Below are 857 nucleotides of genomic sequence, written 5' to 3'. Positions count from 1 at the left end.
GGCAGGACGACCCGCATGACGAGTCCGCCGCCTTCGCGGGGCTGGGCGGTGATGGTGCCGTCGTGTGCGCGGACGACGGAGCGGACGATGGACAGGCCGAGGCCGACGCCCTTGTCGCTGCCGGTGCGCTCGGTGCGCAGCCGCCGGAAGGGCTCGAAGAGGTTCTCCACCTCGTAGGCCGGGACCACCGGTCCGGTGTTGGCGACCACCAGGACCGCGCAGCCGGGCTGCGGCTCGGTGCTGACCTCCACCCAGCCGTCCTCGGGCACGTTGTAGCGCACCGCGTTCTGGACGAGATTGAGCGCGATGCGCTCCAGGAGGACCCCGTTGCCCTGCACGAAGACCTGCCCGCGCACCCCGCGGAACTCCACCCCCTTGCCGTGCGCCTCCTCACGGCTCTGGTCGACCGCCTGCGCGGCCACCTCCGACAGATCCACCGGCCGCTTGTCGACCACCTTGTTCTCACTGCGCGCGAGCAGCAGCAGACCCTCCACCAGCTGCTCACTGCGCTCGTTCGTCGCCAGCAGCGTCTTGCCCAGCTGCTGAAGCTCGGGCGACGCCTCCGGATCGGCCAGCTGCACCTCCAGCAGCGTCCGGTTGATCGCCAACGGCGTACGCAGCTCGTGCGAGGCATTGGAGACGAACCGCCGCTGCGACTCGAAGGCCCGGTCGAGCCGGTCCAGCATCTCGTCGAACGTGTCCGCCAGCTCCTTGAGCTCATCGTCCGGCCCGCCCAGCTCGATCCGCCGGTGCAGATCCGACCCGGCCACCCGCTGCGCGGTACGCGTGATCCGCCCCAACGGGGACAGCACCCGCCCCGCCATCGCATAACCGAAAGCAAAAGCCACCACCGTCAG

At 70.2% G+C, this 857-nt stretch carries 1 protein-coding gene; it reads right to left on the bottom strand.

Annotated features, from left to right (window positions below; translation table 11 throughout):
• Positions 1-857, bottom strand: an 857-nt coding sequence (locus M8I34_RS41120) for a HAMP domain-containing sensor histidine kinase (RefSeq protein WP_250058168.1), incomplete at both ends; no start/stop codon positions are given.

It is taken from the genome of Streptomyces sp. MCA2 (genome assembly GCF_023544705.1).
Taxonomy (GTDB): domain Bacteria; phylum Actinomycetota; class Actinomycetes; order Streptomycetales; family Streptomycetaceae; genus Streptomyces; species Streptomyces decoyicus.
The sequence above is the reverse complement of the archived record's forward strand: the minus strand, read 5'-3'. Positions and strand labels throughout refer to the sequence as shown.